The organism is Paenibacillus sp. GYB004 (genome assembly GCF_036577605.1).
In the GTDB taxonomy this organism is placed as follows: domain Bacteria; phylum Bacillota; class Bacilli; order Paenibacillales; family NBRC-103111; genus Paenibacillus_AB; species Paenibacillus_AB oceani.
This window is the reverse complement of sequence record NZ_JARBDB010000054.1, coordinates 1-315: the sequence shown is the minus strand read 5'-3', so window position 1 is coordinate 315 and position 315 is coordinate 1. Positions and strand designations below refer to the sequence as shown.

The 315-nt window shown below is 53.7% G+C and carries 1 rRNA gene; it reads right to left on the bottom strand.

The features are described from left to right. Positions 1-110 (bottom strand): 5S ribosomal RNA (rrf, locus tag PV433_RS22910); the annotation flags it as partial. Between the last annotated feature and the right edge of the window lie 205 nt (positions 111-315).

Below are 315 nucleotides of genomic sequence, written 5' to 3'. Positions count from 1 at the left end.
AACGTCCTACTCTCCCAGGACCCTGCGGTCCAAGTACCATCGGCGCTGGAGGGCTTAACGGTCGTGTTCGGGATGGGAACGCGTGGATCCCCTCCGCCATCATCACCAAACGATTATGAAATTCAGGTTGCAACGCAGCCATGCGTCGCTTCGACCTCTGCAGCAGACTCGCCGCTGCATCAATCGTATTATTCCCTGAAAACTGAATGCGAACCGAAGAAGAGAGAGAGATGAAACGTTACCTCAAGGGCTCTTGAGGCCTCCACGAAGGTTCGTGGAGTATTGTAGGATAAGCCCTCGACCGATTAGTATTCG